The sequence below is a fragment of the Stenotrophomonas sp. 05L414_2 genome (assembly GCF_056397905.1).
The window spans coordinates 1-15,645 of record NZ_JBFTOJ010000021.1 but is presented as its reverse complement, the minus strand read 5'-3'; the positions used below and the strand labels follow the sequence as shown (position 1 = coordinate 15,645).

Genomic DNA, 15,645 nt, shown 5'->3' with positions numbered 1-15,645 from the left:
ATGAGCCACGCGCACGACGCCCCGCACTGGGCCGACATCGGCGAGTCCACGTCGGTGGCCGGCGTGCTGTTCCTGTGCTGGGTGCACCGCTGGTTCGGGCGCTGGCCGTTCCACCTCTGCGTGTGGCCGGTCGTGGCCTGCCACTGGCTGGGCAACCGCGTTGGTCGCCAGGCCTCGATGCAGTACCTGCAGCGGCTGCAGGCCCATGCCGGTGCGCTGGGCCATGCGCCCACCCGGCGCGACAGCCTGCGCCACTTCTTCAGCTTCGCCGACACGATGCTGGACAAGATTCTCGGCCTCGGCGGCCGCTATCCGCCCGAGCGCATCCGCCTGCAGCGTGACCTGGTGCTGGGCAGGATTGCGCGCCGCGAAGGCGGCCTGATCCTGACCGCACACATCGGCTGCCTGGAACTGTGCCAGGTGCTGGCCGAGCAGGTGCCGGGCTTCCGCATCACCGTGCTGGTGCATACCGCGCACGCGCAGCGCTTCAACCGGCTGCTGCAACGGCTGGACCCGCTGGCCGCGGTGGAGCTGGTGCAGGTTACCGAGATGGGCCCGGCCACGGCGATGATGCTGGCCGACAAGGTCGCCTCGGGTGGCTTCGTCGCCATCGTTGGCGACCGCGTGCCGGTGCAGGGCGGGCGCAGCGTGACGGCTGATTTCCTCGGCCACCGCGCGCCGTTCCCGATCGGCGCCTACGTGCTGGCGGCCGCGCTCGGCTGCCCGGTCTACACGATGTCGTGCCTGCACCAGGGCGACGGCTATCGAGTGGCATTCGAACAGTTCGCCGACCGCGTGGTGCTGCCGCGCGGTTCACGCGATGCCGCACTGGCCGAACAGGCGCAGCGCTTCGCGCGCTGGCTGGAACTCCAGGTCATCCAGTCCCCGCTGGACTGGTTCAATTTCTTCCCCTTCTGGGATCAGGCTCCTCATGACGATTGACGCCGTACCCGTGTGCCGTTTCGGCGATGCACCGCTGACCATCGAAGACGTGGTCGCCCTGGCCCAGCGCAAGTGCGAGGCCGCGCTGAGCGATGTGCCTGCGTTCCGCGCACATATCCAGCGTGGTGCCGACTTCCTCGACCGCCTGCTGCGCGAGGATGGCGTCATCTATGGCGTGACCACCGGCTACGGTGATTCGTGCACGGTGAACATTCCGCCGGCACTGGTCGCCGAGCTGCCGCACCACCTGTACACCTACCATGGCTGCGGCCTGGGCCGTTACCTGGACCCGGCCGAGACCCGCGCCGTGCTGGCCGCGCGCCTGGCCTCGCTGGTGCGCGGCATGTCCGGCGTCAGCGTGCCGTTGCTGGAAGGCCTGGCCACGCTGCTGCAGCACGACGTGCTGCCGTTGATTCCGGCCGAAGGCTCGGTGGGCGCCAGTGGCGACCTGACCCCGCTGTCGTACGTGGCGGCCGTGCTGTGCGGCGAACGCGAGGTGCTGCACGACGGCCGCGTACAGCCGGCTGCCGACGTGCTGGCGAAGATCGGCATGACGCCGCTGAAGCTGCGGCCGAAGGAAGGCCTGGCGATCATGAACGGCACGGCGGTGATGACCGGCCTGGCCTGCCTGGCCTGGCAGCGCGCCGATTACCTGGCACGCATGGCCACGCGCCTGACCGCGTTCAACGTGCTGTCCAGCGATGGCAACGCGCACCATTTCGATGAAACCCTGTTCGCCGCCAAGCCGCACCCGGGGCAGTCGCGCATTGCCGCACGCCTGCGCAGCGACCTGCACAGCGAGCGCCCGCCGCGCAACGAGCAGCGCCTGCAGGACCGCTACTCGCTGCGCTGCGCGCCGCACGTGATCGGCGTGCTGGAAGACACCCTGCCGTTCCTGCGACAGCTGATCGAAACCGAACTGAACAGCGCCAACGACAACCCGCTGATCGACGCCGACGGCGAGCGCATCCTGCACGGTGGCCACTTCTACGGCGGGCACATCGCGCTGGCGATGGACACGCTGAAGAATACGGTTGCCAACATCGCCGACCTGCTCGACCGGCAGCTGGCGCTGGTGGTCGACGCCCGCTACAACCACGGCCTGCCGGCCAACCTGTCGGCGGCCACCGGCCCGCGCGCGGCGATCAACCATGGCCTGAAGGCGCTGCAGATCAGCGTTTCGGCGTGGACGGCCGAGGCCCTGAAGCAGACCATGCCGGCCTCGGTGTTCTCGCGGTCCACCGAATGCCACAACCAGGACAARGTSAGCATGGGCACCATCGCCGCGCGCGACTGCCTGCGCGTGATCGAGCTGACTGAGCAGGTGGTGGCGGCCATGCTGATCGCTGCCCGCCAGGGCCTGGCGCTGCGCGAACGGGTTGGCATGAACGCGCAGCTGCATGGCAGTCTGGCCGACATGTACGCCGACCTGGGGCAGCGCATCGCCCTGGTCGAAGAAGACCGCGCGCTGGATCGCGAACTGCGGGAACTGCTGGTGGAGATCCGCGCGCAACGCTGGGAGCTGTATGTCGGTGAATGAAGGCAACGAACTGGTCGGTGAGGTCGAGCTGGCCCCCGCTTTCCATGACTGCGATCCGATGAACGTGGTCTGGCATGGCAACTACTTCAAGTACTTCGAGATCGCGCGCTGCGCGTTGCTGAAGCGCTACGACTACGACTATCCGCAGATGCTCGAATCGGGCTACCTGTGGCCGGTGGTCGACGCGCGGGTGAAGTACGTGCGGCCGCTGCTGTTCGGCCAGGCGCTGCGCGTGCGCTCGCGCATCGTCGAGTGGGAGAACCGGCTGAAGATCGAATACGAGATCCTCGATGCGGAAAGCGGCCAGGTGCTGACCCGCGCAATGACCATCCAGGTCGCGGTCGACGCGGCCAGCAAGGAAATGCTGTATCAGTGCCCGCCGGTGCTGTGGCAGCGTCTTGGAGTGCCTGCCCCGTGAACCGATCCCTTCGTCTTCCGCGCGTGCTGCTGTGCGCGCTGCTGCTGGTGGCCGCACCGCTGGTGCAGGCGGCCGATGCCGCCGTCGATGCCATCACCCAGGCCGTCGCCCGACCGGACGTGCTGCGCGGGCAGTTCACCCAGGAAAAGCAGGTCAGCGGTTTCAAGAACCCGCTGCGTTCGCAGGGCCAGTTCGTGGTCGCGCGCAAGCACGGCGTGATCTGGTCCACGCTCAAGCCGTTCCCGTCGGAGGTGGTGGTCACTGCCGACCGAATCCTCAGCCGCCAGCGCGATGGCAGCACCCGCGTCGAACTGGACGCGCGCCAGCAGCCGGCGATGCGCTCGGTCAACGCGATCATGTTCGCGTTGATGAGCGGTGACGTGCAGGCACTGTCCAGCCAGTTCAACGTCGAGGCCACCCGTGAAGGGCAGGGCTGGCGCCTGAAGCTGACGCCGAAGTCGGCGATGCTGGCCAAGGCCTTCCAGTCGCTGACGTTGCAGGGCGACCGTTACGTGCGCCAGGTCGAGATCATCGAAGCCAACCAGGATCGCACCCGCATCCAGTTCACTGCGCTGAGCGAAGCGCCGGCCACGTTGAACGCCGACGAGGCGCGCCGCTTTGAGTGACAGCGCCGCACCGGATCGCCTGCGCCGCTGGTGGCACTGGCTGGGCATCGCCTGGCTGCTGCTGCTGCTGGTGCTGGGTGCGCAGCAGTGGCGACTGTGGAGCCAGGAGTCGCGGATCGACACCGACATCCTCGCCCTGCTGCCGCAGGACGCGCACGACCGCCTGCTTAGCGACGTCACCCGGCGCATCGCCGATGGCAGCTCGCGGCAGGTGGTGGTGCTGCTCGGCAGTACCGACGGTGCCGCTGCCAAGCGCGCGCAGGCCGCGTTCGCCGCGGCGATGGCCAGTGATGCCGACAGCGCGCTGCTGGTGCCCAGTGGTTCGATCGAAGGCTGGTTCGATGAGGCGCGTGCGTTCTACGCACCGTACCGCGATCGCTTGCTGACCCCGGCCCAGCGCGAGCAGTTGCAGCAGGCCGAACCCGGTGCGTTGGCCGAACAGGCACTCGGCGCGCTGTACGGCCCGATGGGCGCGCCGCGGTTGACCGAGTGGCGGCAGGATCCGCTGTCGCTGTGGCCGCAGTGGTGGCAGCAGCAGGCCCAGGGCTCCGGCCTGCGCCTGGGCGATGACGGCCTGCTCGAGGCCGAAGGCAAGCACTGGGCGGCGCTGCAGTTCGATACGCCGGGCTCGGCCTTCAGGCTCGATGGCGAGCGTCATCTCGATGGCCTGCTCGAACGCGCCGGACAGGCGGCCAAGGCCGCTGCGCCGGATCTGGAGATCCTGCATGCCGGCGTGCCGTTGCATGCCGAAGCGGCTGCCGTGCAGGCCAACCAGGAGATCAACACCATCGGCTGGGGCTCGCTGGCGGCGGTGCTGCTGCTGGTGTGGCTGGCGTTCCGCTCGCTGCGGCCGATCCTGCTGGTTGCCGCCTCACTGCTGATCGGTTGTGGCGTGGCGCTGGCGGTGACCGTGCTGGTGTTCGACAAGGTGCATGTGCTGACCCTGGTGTTCGGTGCCTCGCTGGTTGGCGTGGCCGAGGACTACGGCATCCACTGGTTCGCTTCGCGCCAGGCCGAACCGGCTGACCGTCGCTGGAAGCTGCTGCGGCATCTGCTGCCGGGACTRTGGCTGGCGCTGCTGACCAGTGCGCTGGCGTACCTGGCGCTGGGCCTGGCGCCGTTCCCCGGCCTGCGGCAGATGGCGCTGTTCTCGGTGGTGGGGCTGGCCGCTGCCTTCCTCACGGTGATCTTCTGGTTCCCGTGGCTGGACGGTGGCGAGATCCGTACCACCCGCTTCGCGCAGTGGCTGGGCAACACGCTGGAGCGTTTCCCGCGCCTGCACGGGCGTCGCCCGGTGGCGATCTTCCTCGGCGTGGCCGCACTGGTGTCGGTCATCGGCATCGCCCGCCTGCAGAGCAACGACGACCTGCGCAGCCTGCAGTCCTCGCCGCCGGCACTGATGGCCCAGCAGATCCGCCTCAGCCAGTTGCTGGGCATGCCCAGCCCGGCGCAGTTCTACCTGGTGCAGGGCAGCGATGCCGCACAACTGCTGCAGCGCGAAGAAGCGCTGACCACGCGCCTGCGTGAACTGACCCACGACAAGCGCATCGGCGGTTACCGCGCAATCAGTGACTGGTTGCCATCGCCCGCACGGCAGCAGGCCGATGCGGCGTTGACCGCCAGGGTGGAACCCGGCGTGCTGGCCGCGGTGGGCGAAGCGGTGGGCGAGCCCCTGCAGCGCCCCGCATTCGCAGCGGCGCCGCTGAGCGCCGAGGCCTTCCTCGCCTCGCCGGCGTCGCAGCCGTTCCGCCACCTGTGGGTCGGCAACGTGGGCGGGCAGATGATCAGCGTGGTGATGGTCGATGACCTGTCGCGTGCCGATGCACTGGCCACCCTGCGCGGTGCTGCCGAAGGCCTGGACGGCGTGCGCTGGGTCGACCGTACGGCCGATTTCTCGCAGCTGCTGGGCCAYTACCGCAAGCTGATGGGCGGCCTGCTGCTGGTCGGCATCGTGCTGGTGTTCGGCGCCCTGTGGCTGCGCTACCGGCGCCAGGCCTGGCGCGTATTCGCACCGACCCTGGTGGCCGGCGCGCTCACCCTCGGATTGCTCGGCCTGTTCGGCCAGCCGCTGCAGCTGTTCAACGTGCTGGCGCTGATGCTGCTGCTGGGCATGGGCATCGACTACGGCATCTTCCTGATCGAGCACCGCGGCGATGCCAGCGCCTGGCTGGCGGTATGCGTGGGTGCGGCCAGCACCTGGCTGTCGTTCGGACTGCTGGGTCTTTCGCAGACGCCGGCGCTGCGTGCGTTCGGGCTCACCCTGCTGTTCGGCATCGGCCTGGTGTGGCTGATCTCGCCGCTGTTCCGGCCGACACCGCATGACGCTCCGCCGGCCTGACCGGGCACGCTTCATTCCGATTCCTCCGCTTTTCCACCTGATCGAGCAACAAGGACGCACCGATGACTACTGCTGTGGATGCCGCTGATTCTTCCCGCCACGAAGACGTGGAACGTACCGAGATCCTGATCATCGGCGCCGGCCCGGCTGGCTCGGTGGCCGCGGCGATGCTGCGCCAGCAGGGCCGCAGGGTGCTGATGCTGGAGCGCCAGCAGTTCCCGCGCTTCTCCATCGGCGAGAGCCTGCTGCCGCAGAGCATGGAATACATCGAAGCGGCGGGCCTGCTGCAGGACGTGGTCGAGGCAGGCTTCCAGTACAAGAACGGCGCGGCCTTCGTGCACGGAAAAGCGCGCACCGCGTTCGACTTCAGGAAGAAGTTCTCCCCGGGCTGGGGCACCACCTACCAGGTGCAGCGCGCCGACTTCGACAACGTGCTGGCGCGTGGCGCCGAGCGCATGGGCGCGACCCTGCGCTTCGGTGACGAAGTGCTGTCCGTCGAGCCGGGCGAGCAGCCGCTGGTGAGCGTGCGCCGCCCCGATGGCAGCGAGTACCGCATCGAAGCCGATTTCATCCTCGACGCCTCTGGCTTCGCGCGCCTGCTGCCACGCCTGCTGGACCTGGAATCACCGTCCAACTTCCCGGTGCGCGGCGCGATCTTCTGCCACGTACGCGACAACATCCCGGCCGAAGCGGAATTCGACCGCAACAAGATCCTGATCACCACCCATCCCGAGCACATCGACGTCTGGTACTGGACGATTCCGTTCTCCAACGGCTGCTGCTCGCTGGGCGTGGTCGCCGAGCCATCGTTCTTCGAGCGCTACGAAGGCGACGACCTGCAGAAGCTGCAGGCCATCGTCGGCGAGGATCCGAACCTGACCTCGCTGCTGGCCAATGCCGAATGGGCGGTGCTGCCGGTGCGCCGCATCACCGGCTATTCGGCCAATGTCAGCTCGCTGTGGGGCCCGGGTTATGCGCTGCTGGGCAACGCCGGTGAGTTCCTCGACCCGGTGTTCTCCTCCGGCGTCACCATCGCGTTCAAGTCGGCGCAGCTGGCCAGCGAATGCCTGAAGCGCCGTTACGCGGGCGAGACCGTGGACTGGGAAAGCGAATTCTCGATTCCGCTGCGCGCCGGTGTGAAAACCTTCCGCCGCTTCGTCGAAAGCTGGTACCAGGGCGGCTTCCAGAAGATCATCTACCACCCCGACCAGCAGCCGCAGGTACGCGACATGATCAGCTCCATCCTGGCCGGCTACGCCTGGGACACCAACAATCCGTATGTGGCCGACGACAGTGGCCGTCGCATGCGCGTGCTGGAGGAACTGTGCAGCGCCTGATCGTCCGCCTCTCCGCGGTCCTGCTGTGCCTGCTGCTGGCCGCCTGTGCCAGCCGCATGCCGCGGCCGCTGGTCGACCTGCCGCCGCTGCGGCTGGCACCGTCCAGCCTGCCGGCGCCGTTGGCCCTGCAGCAGCAACTGCACTTCCGCTTCGGCAGCCACGAGCGTGATCTGGATGCGCTGCTGGAAGCCGACGCGCAGCAGGTGCGGCTGGCCGTGCAGGCGATGGGCCAGACCGGCGTGCGCCTGCAGTGGGACGGCCAGCAGCTGACCCAGCAGCGTGCACCGTGGCTGCCGCCACAGGTACGTGCCGAACGCGTACTGGATGACCTGCAGTTCGCGCTCTGGCCGACGGACGCCATTGCCGCCGCGCTGCCGGCCGGCTGGCAGGTGAGCGACGACGGCCGCCAGCGCAGCCTGTCCCGCGACGGCACCGTGTGGCTGCAGCTGCAGCGCCTGGGCGATGGCAGCGTGCAGCTGGACAACCGCGCCGAGGGCTACACCCTGCGCATCGAATCGATCGACATGGCCGGCCAGGAATGAAGAGCGCTCCCATTTTCCTGAACGACCTCGGCGTGGTCTGCGCGTTGGGCGAGGGCCGCGCCGCGGTGGCTGCTGCGCTGTTTGCCGATGCGCCCGGCGGCCTGAGCGACAACGCCAGCCTGCTGCCAGGTCGCACGCTCGCGCTGGGCGAAGTGCACAGCCCGCTGCCGACGCTGGAGGAACTGCCGGTGTCCCTGCGTGGCCGCAACAATGCTCTGCTGGACGTGGCACTGGCGCAGATCGCGCCGGCTGTTGCCGATGCCATCAACCGTTACGGTGCCGAGCGTGTGGCGGTGGTGCTGGGCACCAGCACCTCGGGCATCGGTGAATCCGAACAGGCGCTGCGTACCCGCGCCGAGCACGGCCATTGGCCCGAAGGCTTCGACTACGCACAGCAGGAAATGGGCACCGCCGCGCAGTTCGTGCGTGAGCGCAGCGGTGCGCTGGGCCCGGCCTGGACGCTGTCCACGGCCTGTTCGTCCAGCGCCAAGGCGTTGATGTCGGCCGCGCGCATGCTGCGCTCGGGCATCGTCGATGCGGTCATCGCTGGTGGTGCCGATTCCCTGTGCCGGTTCACCGTCGCCGGGTTCAGCGCGCTGGAATCGGTCTCCGCAGTGCGCTGCAATCCGTTCTCGCAGCATCGCTGCGGGATCAACATCGGCGAGGGCGCCGCGCTGTTCCTGCTGACCCGCGATGCAGGCCCGGTCAGCCTGGCGGGGTGGGGTGAGTCGGCCGACGCGCACCATATGTCGGCGCCGGACCCGCAGGGTCTGGGTGCCATCGATGCCCTGCAGCAGGCGTTGCAGCGTGCTGGCTGGGCACCTTCGGAAGTGGATTACGTGAACCTGCATGGCACCGCGACAGGCCACAACGACGCCATGGAAAGCCACGCCGTGGCGCAGGTGCTGGGCACCGCCGTGCCGGCCAGCTCGACCAAGCCACTGACCGGCCACACGCTGGGTGCGTCCGGTGCGATCGAAGCGGCGCTGTGCTGGATCCTGCTGGCCGAGAATCCGCAGCAGCAGCTGCCGCCGCACTGGTGGGACGGCGTGGCCGATCCGGCGCTGCCGGCGTTGCCGCTGGTAGCCCCGGCGACCTTCCTGCAGCAGCTGCCGCGGCGGGTGCTGAGCAATTCGTTCGCCTTCGGCGGCAGCAATGCCGTGCTGGCACTGGAGCGCCGATGAACATGCCGCTGTATGCCATCGAAGAGGTGGTGCCGCACCGCCAGGACATGTGCCTGCTGGACCGCATCCTGCGCTGGGACCAGGACGGCATCGAGGCGGAACTGGTGGTGCCCGAGGCCGGCCTGTTCATCGAAGACGGTGCGGTCCCGGCATGGGTCGGCATCGAATACATGGCCCAGGCCATCGCTGCCTGGGCCGGCTGCCGCGCACGCACGGCCGGCAACCCGCCGCAGCTGGGCTTCCTGCTTGGCAGCCGGCGCTATACCAGCACGCGCAGCAGTTTCCCCAGTGGCACCCGCCTGCAGGTACAGGCGCGTTGCGAGCTGTTGGGCGACAATGGATTAGGGATGTTCGCCTGCCGCATCCTGGCAGGCGAAGAAGAATGGGCGGTTGCCAACGTGTCGGTGTTCGAACCGGCCGACTCGATGGCCTATCTGGAGAGTGGACAGGCATGACAGGGAATCCAAGCGTGCTGGTGACCGGCGCGAGCCGGGGCATCGGCCGGGCCATTGCGCTGCGTATCGCGCGCGATGGCTTCGACGTGGTGGTGCATTGCCGCAGCCGTGTGGAAGAAGCACAGGCGGTGGCCGACGAGATCCAGGCGCTGGGCCGGCAGGCGCGCGTGCTGGCCTTCGACGTGGCCGACCGTGCTGCCGCGCGTGCTGCGCTGGAGGCTGACGTGGAGGCACATGGCGCCTATTACGGCGTGGTGTGCAATGCCGGCATCGCCCGTGACGGCGCGTTCCCGGCATTGTCCGAGGACGACTGGGACCAGGTGATCCACACCAACCTGGACGGTTTCTACAACGTGCTGCATCCGCTGATCATGCCGATGGTGCGGCGGCGCAAGCCGGGCCGCATCGTCACCCTGTCCTCGGTGTCCGGCGTGGCCGGCAACCGTGGCCAGGTCAATTACAGTGCGGCCAAGGCCGGCATCATCGGTGCCAGCAAGGCATTGGCGCTGGAACTGGCCAGCCGCCAGATCACCGTCAACTGCGTGGCCCCGGGCCTGATCGAGACCGACATGCTCAACGAAGAAGTGGTCGAACACGCATTGAAGCTGATCCCGGCCGGCCGCGTCGGCCGTCCCGAGGAAGTGGCGGCCACGGTCGCGTTCCTGCTGTCCGAGCCGGCCGGCTACATCACCCGCCAGGTGATCTCGGTCAACGGAGGGATGATCTGATGGCCGCCGATCGTCGCGTGGTGGTCACCGGTGCTGCCGCCATCAGTCCGCTCGGCCACGACTGGCCGACCATCCAGGCCCATCTGCGCAGCTGCCGCAATGCGGTGCGTTCGATGCCGGAATGGGATGTGTATGCGGGCCTGAACACCAAGCTTGCCGCGCCGGCGCAGGACTACGAGCTGCCGCCGAACTACAACCGCAAGACCACCCGCTCGATGGGCAAGGTGGCGATCATGTCGGTGCGCGCCACCGAGGTCGCCCTGCGTGAGGCGGGCCTGTTCGAGCACCCGGTGCTGCGCAGTGGCCGTACCGGCGTGGCCTATGGCTCGTCGTCGGGCAGCCACGAAGCCACCGGCGAATTCGGCCGCATGCTGCATGAGTTCACCACCGACGGCATCAGCGCCACCACCTACCTGAAGATGATGAGCCACACCGCGCCGGTCAACATCGGTGTGTTCTTCGGCTTGTCCGGGCGTGTCTACACCACTTCCAGCGCCTGTACGTCGGGCAGCCAGGGCGTGGGCGCCGGCTATGAAGCGATCCGCAGCGGCAAGCAGACGGTAATGGTGGCCGGTGGGGCCGAACAGCTCGACGCCACGGCTGCGGCGGTGTTCGACACCCTGTTTGCCACCAGCACGCGCAACGACGCACCGCACACCACCCCGCGTCCGTTCGATGCCGGCCGCGATGGCCTGGTGCTGGGCGAGGGCGCCTGCACGCTGATCCTGGAGGATCTGGAACACGCGCAGGCACGCGGCGCGACCATCCTCGCCGAGATCGTCGGTTACGGCACCAACAGCGACGGCCAGCACGTCACCCAGCCCAGCGCCGATACCATGGCCCAGGCCATGCGCCTGGCGCTGGAAGACGCCGGTCTGCAGCCGGTGCAGATCGACTACGTGAACGCCCATGGCACCGCCACCGACCACGGCRACATCGCCGAGACCCAGGCCACCGCCCAGGTGTTCGGCAGCCGCGTGCCGATCAGCTCGTTGAAGAGCTACGTCGGCCACATGCTGGGCGGTTGCGGCGCGTTCGAAGCCTGGATGAGCATCGAGATGATGCGCGCCGGCTGGTTCGCGCCCACCCTGAACCTGGTCGAGGTGGACCCGCGTTGCGGCCAGCTCGACTTCATCACCGGGCAAGGCCGCGAGCTGCAGGCCGAGTACGTGATGAGCAACAACTTCGCCTTCGGCGGCATCAACACCTCGCTGGTGTTCCGCCGCTGGAGCGCGTGACCCCGCCGTACCCGCACCCCAACAAGGAGACGTTCCGATGCGCCGCACCCTGCTGATCGCCACTGCCACCGCGCTGCTGGCCCTGACTTCCACCGCTTCGGCGCGCGATACCCGCGTCGAACAGTCCCTGCGCGAGCTGATCAGTTCGCAGGCCGCCAAAGATGCCGGCATCGACGGCAGCGTGCGCTTCTACCTGGCCGGCCAGCCGGTCAGCGTGCAGCAGCGCCTGGGCGAGGACGTGACCAACAAGAAGACCAACGCCGCCAACAAGAGCGACGTCGAGGCCTGCAACTGGGTCGCGCTGTCGGCACTGCTGGCCCTGCAGGACGGTGCCAAGTCGCGCGGCGCCAATGCCGTGGTCGACATCGTCAGCTACTACAAGAAGAACGAGTTCAAGAGCGCGACCAACTACGAGTGCTGGGCCGGCACCTTCGTCGCCGGCGTGGCCCTGAAGGGCACCTACGCCAAGGTCAAGTAAGCGCTGCCGACCGGTGGCGCAGCCTGAACGGCGCCGCCACATTGCTGAACCTCAACGGGGAAACGCCGTCGATCGCGCCGCCATCGTCGCGTGACGGCTTTCCCCGGTGTCGGCTTTCCGACACAATCACGGCTCTTCCCGGGTTATCGTCCCGTGGACATGCACGCCTACGTCTATAAAAGCCAACTCAAGCCGGACACCTACGTCTATCTCGCCCGACGCGATGACTTCAGCGCTTTGCCTGCGCCGCTGTCGGCGTCGTTGGGTTCGCTCGTCTTCGTGCTGGACGTGACCCTGGACGCGGAGCGCCGGCTGGCCCAGGCCGACCCGGCCAAGGTGCGCAGCGAACTGACCGAGCGCGGGTTCTACCTGCAGGTGCCGCCGTCGGTGAGCAGCATGATGCTGCGCCACTATGACTGAGCTTTCCCGATCCCGCGCCCTGTCGCTGGCCTTCACCCTGGGTGCCTTGCTGGCACTGGGTTCGGCGCTGGGCGGCCTGCCCGGTGCGGTGCTGGCCGCACTGGCACAACCGGCGTTCGCATTGGGAATCTCGTGGTGGCGGCGCAGCCGTGCGCTGCTGCCGCCGAAGGTGATCGTCCGCCAGGACCTGCCGGCGCTGCTGGCACTGTGGATCGCCGCGCCGTTGCTGCTGGCCCTGTTGCTGGCCTGGCCGCTGGCCGCGCTGCGCGACAGCGGCAGCCTGGCTGCGGTGCTGGGCCTGAGCGTGCTGGTCAGCGCTGGCCTGCTGGCGGCTTGGCGCACCTGGCCGCTGTGGAATGATGTCGAGCGCCTCGACGGTGGCCTGGCCCAGCATTGGCAGGCGCTGGCCGGCCGCGACCTCAGCGCCTGGCGTGGCCTTGGCGTGGCCGCACTGGTGATGGCCCTGGCCGCACTGGTGGTACTGCCGACCTGGCCGGGCCTGCTGCCGGAAAGCGCGCGTTGGCCGTCGGCACTGGCGGTGCTGCTGCTGTCGCCGCTGCTCCACCTGCTGCTGCAGCGCATCGCACCGGCGCCGCTGGTCTCGCTGCGCGGCCCGGTTGGCGCTGAACTGCCGGTCGATCGCGAAACGCTGTTCAGCACTGCGGTGGACACCACACCGCTGGAAGCATTGGCGCCGCAGGAGCTGACCCCGGCCCTGTACGAAGCCGCACGCCACGGCCGCATCGACCGCGCGCTGCAGTTGCTGCAGGCCGGCGCCGATCCGCACTCATTGCCTGACCCCAACTGGCGCGACCAGCGCAGCCTGGCTGTACTGGCCGCGGTATTGCCGGACCTGCGCCTGCTGCGCGAGCTGATCGGCCGCGGCGTCGATGTGAACGCGCCGCACCGTGGCATGACCCCGCTGCTGGCCGCGACCCGCGACAGCTGGCATGGGCGTCCGGAAGCGGTGATGACCCTGCTGGCCAACGGTGCCGATTCGCGCGCCACCGACAGCGAGGGCAACACGCCCCTGCACCACGCCGCGCGCAGTTCCGACCCGGGCGTGGCCGCGCTGCTGCGCGATGCGGCGGCTGAAGTGGACGCACTGAACCGTGATGGCTGGTCACCGCTGGCGGTGGCCTGCCAGGTCGGCAACTGGCGCCTGGCGCGCTTCCTGCTGGAGCGCGGCGCGCGCAGCGAACCGGCTGACGGCACCCCGGTGCTGCTGGCCGCGGCCGCCACCGAGGACGACGATCCGGCCGGCGTGCAGCTGCTGCTCAAGCACAAGGCACGTGCCGACGCGCGCGACCGCCAGCGCCGCAGCGCGCTGCATGAAGCCGCACTGGCCGGCCACGTGGACATCATCGGCGTGCTGCTGGCCGCCGGTGCCAACCTGGAAGCGCGCGATGCGCTGGGCCGCACCCCGTGGCTGGAAGCCGCACGCGCCGGCCGCGCTGCCGTGGTCGAGCACCTGCTGCCGCACAAACCAGACTTGGTTGCGGTCGACACCGATGGCCGCAACGCGGTGCTGCTGGCCACGATGGCCGAGGACGTTTCGCCGTTGTTGATCAAGCGCCTGCTGGAACTGGGGATCGCCGCCGACGGCAGCGATCCGGCCGGCCGGCGCGCGGTGGACTATGCCGCCGAAGCCGGTCGCTGGGCGATCGTGGCCCTGCTGGACCCGTCCTACCCGCTGCCCGCCGCGGTCAGCGATGGCCTGGCCGAGCGCGGTGAGACGGCCAGCGCCAGCGGCCTGTTGCCCGACCGCCCGCCGTTGACCCTGCTGCGCGAGGCGCTGGGGTTCGGCAATACCGATGGCATGGCCGCACTGGCCAGGCTGTGCCAGCCCGAAGAACTGGGTGGCCTGCTGCTCGATCCGGAGCTGGCGCTGGAGCCGCGTGCGGTCGACTGGCTGCTCGCCCATGGTGCCGATCCGTACGTGCGCGACGCCTGCGCAGATACGCCGATGTTCGCGCTGCTTTCGCGTGGCATCGATGCCGTGCCAGCCCTGCAGGTGATGCTGCAGCACGGCCTGTCGCCGGCCGGGCGCGGTGGCCTGGCGCGTTTCCTGGCCGCCTGTGCGCAGCACGACCAGGCGGCGCGTGGCCTTGAGCAGCTGGCGCTGGAACTGCTGGAGCGGGGCGCCGATCCGTTTGCCGCCTCGCCAGCCGGTGATCCGCCGTTGTCGCTGGCGGTGCGCCTGGGCTGGCTGCGCCTGCAGCAGGCCCTGCTCACCACCGGCGTGGACCGCGAAGCACGCGACAGCCATGGCATGACCGCGCTGCATCTGGCCACCGCACTGGCCCGCGAAAGCGCCTTGAAGCTGTTGGTGCAGCACGGCGCCTCGCCGGAAGCGCGTGCTGCCGATGGGCAGACACCGCTGGGCGTGGCGTTGTCGATCGGTCGTCGTGATCTGGCTGATTGGCTGGACTGGCGCGTCTGGCCGCTGCCGCGCCGGACCCTGCGCGAAGGCGATCTGCCGGCCGCCGCGATGGCCGGTGATGTCGACGCCGTGCGTCGTTTGAATGATCTGGGCTTTGCCGTCGACGCCGTCGATGCGCAGGGCTGCACCGCACTGCTGCGTGCTGCCGGCGGTGGCCACCTGGCCGTGGTCGACCTGCTGCTGGCGCGCGGCGCTGATCCGCAGCATGCCGCTGCCAGTGGTGCCACGCCGTTGTCGGCGGCGGTCAGCATGCGCCAGGTCGAGATCGTCTCGGCCCTGCTCGACGCCGGTGCGCAGCTCGAACACCGCCTGCCGGGCGGGGTCACCGTGCTGATGCTGGCCTCGGCGCTGGGGCTGCCGGACATCGTGGCGCGCCTGCTCACCGCCGGTGCCGATGTGCACGCCGGCGATGCCCAGCAGCTGGCGCCGCTGCACTGCGCGGCACTGTATGGCTTCAGTGCGCGCGACCGTTCGCGCCTGCTGGCGCTGCTCGATACCCTGCTGCTGGCTGGTGCAGAGCCGGACCAGGCCGCCGCCGGTGCGGTCACGCCGTTGCTGCTGCTGCTGGGCGCGCGCGCCGAACCGGGCACTGCCTGCGACGAGCAGGTGGTGATGGCCGCCGTCGAGCGCCTGCTGGATGAAGACGTCAGCCTGGACGTGCGCGATCCGCGCGGCTTCGGCCCGCTGCACTTGGCCGCCCTGCACGGGTTGCCGCTGCTGGTGCAGCGCCTGCTGCGCGCCGGTGCCGACCCGGAAGCGCGTGATGGCTTGAACCGCAGCCCGCGCGAGATCGCGGTGATGCGCGGCTTCATCGACGTCGCCGCCGAGTTCGAGCCGCGCGTGCCGGGYGTMTCGTCGATGGCCAGGTTCCTGCGCGACAACGGCTGACCCCAAGGCGCGGTAGTGCCGGCCGCTGGCCGGCAGCTTCGCAATCCTGGCGAGGTKCATGAGGTTGC

14 protein-coding genes are annotated in these 15,645 nt (G+C 69.2%); all 14 read left to right on the top strand.

Annotation, left to right across the window (positions count from 1 at the left end):
• The 14 genes from AC1DJN_RS04885 (at position 1) to AC1DJN_RS04820 (ending at position 15,577) form a co-directional block, all read left to right on the top strand.
• Positions 1 to 942: an LpxL/LpxP family acyltransferase gene (locus AC1DJN_RS04885; RefSeq protein ID WP_442251996.1), complete on the top strand. Its 942-nt coding sequence runs from the start codon at positions 1 to 3 to the stop codon at positions 940 to 942.
• Positions 932 to 2,482, top strand: a complete 1,551-nt coding sequence (locus AC1DJN_RS04880) for an HAL/PAL/TAL family ammonia-lyase (protein ID WP_025878005.1) — start codon at positions 932 to 934, stop codon at positions 2,480 to 2,482. Before AC1DJN_RS04885 ends, AC1DJN_RS04880 begins: the two co-directional genes overlap by 11 nt.
• Positions 2,469 to 2,900, top strand: coding sequence for an acyl-CoA thioesterase (locus AC1DJN_RS04875; RefSeq protein WP_025878003.1), 432 nt, complete (start codon positions 2,469 to 2,471; stop codon positions 2,898 to 2,900). The genes AC1DJN_RS04880 and AC1DJN_RS04875 overlap by 14 nt, the downstream gene beginning before the upstream one ends.
• Entirely contained in the window at positions 2,897 to 3,526 is a 630-nt protein-coding gene (locus AC1DJN_RS04870) for an outer membrane lipoprotein carrier protein LolA (protein WP_099785846.1), read from the top strand. Before AC1DJN_RS04875 ends, AC1DJN_RS04870 begins: the two co-directional genes overlap by 4 nt.
• On the top strand, positions 3,519 to 5,864 hold the full coding sequence (locus tag AC1DJN_RS04865; protein WP_442251995.1) for an MMPL family transporter: 2,346 nt from the start codon (positions 3,519 to 3,521) through the stop codon (positions 5,862 to 5,864). Before AC1DJN_RS04870 ends, AC1DJN_RS04865 begins: the two co-directional genes overlap by 8 nt.
• A gap of 62 nt (positions 5,865 to 5,926) precedes the next feature.
• Positions 5,927 to 7,201: an NAD(P)/FAD-dependent oxidoreductase gene (locus tag AC1DJN_RS04860; protein WP_025877998.1), complete on the top strand. Its 1,275-nt coding sequence runs from the start codon at positions 5,927 to 5,929 to the stop codon at positions 7,199 to 7,201.
• Positions 7,189 to 7,743 (top strand): DUF3261 domain-containing protein, encoded by a 555-nt coding sequence (locus tag AC1DJN_RS04855; RefSeq protein ID WP_033832520.1) that lies wholly within the window; start codon positions 7,189 to 7,191, stop codon positions 7,741 to 7,743. Before AC1DJN_RS04860 ends, AC1DJN_RS04855 begins: the two co-directional genes overlap by 13 nt.
• Positions 7,740 to 8,927 carry a beta-ketoacyl-[acyl-carrier-protein] synthase family protein gene (locus tag AC1DJN_RS04850; protein WP_032976811.1) on the top strand — a complete coding sequence of 396 codons (1,188 nt, stop codon included), beginning with the start codon at positions 7,740 to 7,742 and terminating at the stop codon, positions 8,925 to 8,927. Before AC1DJN_RS04855 ends, AC1DJN_RS04850 begins: the two co-directional genes overlap by 4 nt.
• A complete protein-coding gene (locus AC1DJN_RS04845; RefSeq protein WP_025877993.1) occupies positions 8,924 to 9,382 on the top strand; it encodes a hotdog family protein in 459 nt (152 codons plus the stop codon). Before AC1DJN_RS04850 ends, AC1DJN_RS04845 begins: the two co-directional genes overlap by 4 nt.
• Positions 9,379 to 10,110 carry a 3-ketoacyl-ACP reductase FabG2 gene (locus AC1DJN_RS04840; RefSeq protein ID WP_025877991.1) on the top strand — a complete coding sequence of 244 codons (732 nt, stop codon included), beginning with the start codon at positions 9,379 to 9,381 and terminating at the stop codon, positions 10,108 to 10,110. The genes AC1DJN_RS04845 and AC1DJN_RS04840 overlap by 4 nt, the downstream gene beginning before the upstream one ends.
• Positions 10,110 to 11,348, top strand: coding sequence for a beta-ketoacyl-ACP synthase (locus AC1DJN_RS04835; protein WP_478038937.1), 1,239 nt, complete (start codon positions 10,110 to 10,112; stop codon positions 11,346 to 11,348). The genes AC1DJN_RS04840 and AC1DJN_RS04835 overlap by 1 nt, the downstream gene beginning before the upstream one ends.
• A gap of 37 nt (positions 11,349 to 11,385) precedes the next feature.
• Positions 11,386 to 11,826 (top strand): hypothetical protein, encoded by a 441-nt coding sequence (locus tag AC1DJN_RS04830; RefSeq protein WP_025877987.1) that lies wholly within the window; start codon positions 11,386 to 11,388, stop codon positions 11,824 to 11,826.
• Between the two features lie 159 nt (positions 11,827 to 11,985).
• Positions 11,986 to 12,246 carry a YcgL domain-containing protein gene (locus tag AC1DJN_RS04825; protein WP_032976812.1) on the top strand — a complete coding sequence of 87 codons (261 nt, stop codon included), beginning with the start codon at positions 11,986 to 11,988 and terminating at the stop codon, positions 12,244 to 12,246.
• Positions 12,239 to 15,577, top strand: a complete 3,339-nt coding sequence (locus tag AC1DJN_RS04820; protein ID WP_025877985.1) for an ankyrin repeat domain-containing protein — start codon at positions 12,239 to 12,241, stop codon at positions 15,575 to 15,577. The genes AC1DJN_RS04825 and AC1DJN_RS04820 overlap by 8 nt, the downstream gene beginning before the upstream one ends.
• The last annotated feature ends 68 nt before the right edge of the window (positions 15,578 to 15,645 follow it).

Bases quoted from the DNA above. Each gene is read 5' to 3' on its own strand.
- AC1DJN_RS04885 (WP_442251996.1), top strand. From the start codon at position 1: ATGAGCCACGCGCACGACGCCCCGCACTGGGCCGACATCGGCGAGTCC.
- AC1DJN_RS04875 (WP_025878003.1), top strand. From the start codon at position 2,469: ATGTCGGTGAATGAAGGCAACGAACTGGTCGGTGAGGTCGAGCTGGCC.
- AC1DJN_RS04860 (WP_025877998.1), top strand. From the start codon at position 5,927: ATGACTACTGCTGTGGATGCCGCTGATTCTTCCCGCCACGAAGACGTG.
- AC1DJN_RS04850 (WP_032976811.1), top strand. From the start codon at position 7,740: ATGAAGAGCGCTCCCATTTTCCTGAACGACCTCGGCGTGGTCTGCGCG.
- AC1DJN_RS04845 (WP_025877993.1), top strand. From the start codon at position 8,924: ATGAACATGCCGCTGTATGCCATCGAAGAGGTGGTGCCGCACCGCCAG.
- AC1DJN_RS04840 (WP_025877991.1), top strand. From the start codon at position 9,379: ATGACAGGGAATCCAAGCGTGCTGGTGACCGGCGCGAGCCGGGGCATC.
- AC1DJN_RS04830 (WP_025877987.1), top strand. From the start codon at position 11,386: ATGCGCCGCACCCTGCTGATCGCCACTGCCACCGCGCTGCTGGCCCTG.
- AC1DJN_RS04825 (WP_032976812.1), top strand. From the start codon at position 11,986: ATGCACGCCTACGTCTATAAAAGCCAACTCAAGCCGGACACCTACGTC.